General features: G+C 43.0%; 2 protein-coding genes. One reads left to right on the top strand and one right to left on the bottom strand.

Translation table 11 applies throughout. From position 1 onward, the window contains the following. Positions 1 to 624 (bottom strand): TetR/AcrR family transcriptional regulator (locus tag B4033_RS12060; RefSeq protein WP_286834292.1); only part of this gene is annotated, 624 nt, incomplete at its 3' end. A gap of 232 nt (positions 625 to 856) precedes the next feature. On the opposite strand from B4033_RS12060, the gene prpB reads away from it, so the two are divergent. Beyond that, positions 857 to 1,741 carry a methylisocitrate lyase gene (prpB, locus tag B4033_RS12065; protein WP_286834295.1) on the top strand — a complete coding sequence of 295 codons (885 nt, stop codon included), beginning with the start codon at positions 857 to 859 and terminating at the stop codon, positions 1,739 to 1,741. Positions 1,742 to 1,797: the final 56 nt, after the last annotated feature.

Below are 1,797 nucleotides of genomic sequence, written 5' to 3' on the forward strand. Positions count from 1 at the left end.
ATCGACACAATAATTCACATATTCGACAGTTTCCTGATCAGTTTCATCGCTTGGCAAACCCATTAAAATGCGCCATTCCATATTTCTTAAAATACCGAAATACAATTGTGCAGAAAATAATGGATTTGGACAGCTAAGTAGTCCTTTGGCATGTGCCTGTGATAAAACTTCAGCAATCGAGTGCTGGATATGTTTTGGCCCCTGTTCATGAATATGTCGAGCAATATCCAGATTGCGTCCACTTTGTTCCAGCACAAGATGCATAAATGCGGCATTTTCCGGCTGTTTGATATGCTGGTAGAAGTTCAGCAAGGTCTGAATCAAATAGCTTCTAAAGTCTTTAGAACTGTCTAAAGAGAAGGGCAGACAGATATCTTTAAAGAACTGGGTACGGCGATAATCACAAATCGACTTAAATAGGCCTTCTTTATTGCCAAAGTATTTATAAATAGACGCCTTGGAGCCACCGGCATGATTGACAATATCATCCAGTGATACAGCATCATAACCATGTTCCAGGAATAGCTCTGTTGCACTGATCAAAAGGGCGAGACAGCGCTCATGACCACGCTTGGTCTGTGGCACATCTTTGGCTAAGGGTTCCAGTTGAACGAGATCCTGCATATTGACGACTAAATCAGCACTTTTCGATTATTTCAGTTGCCATCATAACAAAGTTGTGCGCACATTTCATGGAGACTGCTGTATCTATTATCTCGACTAAGATTTATGCTAAATCTATCCGCATTATTTGACTAAAGTTTTAGAGTTTTTATTCTATCAGACCATGGATTGAGCATTTTGAATAGGTATACTCGAACTTCAATAATTATAGCCAACACTGTGGAAAGGGAAGATGACACAACAAATGTCTGCAGGTTTAAAGTTTAGAGAAGCATTAGAAACTGAGAAACCACTACAAATCATTGGAACCGTAAATGCCTATGCAGCCATGATGGCGAAACAGGTCGGTTATAAAGCCCTTTATGTCTCTGGTGCCGGTGTGGCCAATTATTCTTATGGATTGCCTGACCTGGGTATGACCAGTCTTGATAATGTCCTCGAAGATGTACGCCGTATTACTGAACGTGTGGATACGCCATTACTGGTAGATATTGATACAGGCTGGGGTGGCGCATTTAATATTGCTCGTAGCATTAAGCAGATGATTGCAGCTGGCGCAGCAGCCGTGCATATTGAAGACCAGGTAGCACAAAAGCGTTGCGGCCACCGTCCAAATAAAGAAATCGTATCGCAACAGGAAATGGTAGACCGGATCAAGGCGGCAGTGGATGCCAAAACGGATTCTAACTTTGTAGTCATGGCACGTACCGATGCCTTGCAAAAAGAAGGCTTACAGGCTGTGATTGATCGTGCTTGTGCCTGTGTAGAGGCGGGTGCGGATGCGATCTTTGCTGAGGCAATGACGGACATCACTATGTATAGAACAGTCTGCGATGCGGTGGGTGTACCTATTTTGGCAAATATCACCGAATTTGGTGATACACCATATTACACCACAGAAGAACTGGCTGAGCAGGGCATTCGTATGGTGCTATATCCACTGTCGGCTACCCGTGCAATGCAAAAGGCTGCTTTGGAAGTGATGCAGTCGATCCGTCAAAACGGTACTCAAGTAAATGTACTGGACAAAATGCAGCAACGAAAAGAACTCTACGAATTTTTAGATTATCACAGCTTCGAAGACACATTAGATAAACTGTTTAAGCAGGAGAATTAAAACAATGGCTGAAGGAAAAGTACTCACCGGCGCAGGATTGCGTGGACAAGTTGCAG

Source organism: Acinetobacter sp. UBA3132, assembly GCF_002364825.1.
Lineage (GTDB): Bacteria > Pseudomonadota > Gammaproteobacteria > Pseudomonadales > Moraxellaceae > Acinetobacter > Acinetobacter schindleri.

Coding starts and splice junctions, on each gene's coding strand:
- prpB (WP_286834295.1), top strand. CDS start 857: ATGACACAACAAATGTCTGCAGGTTTAAAGTTTAGAGAAGCATTAGAA.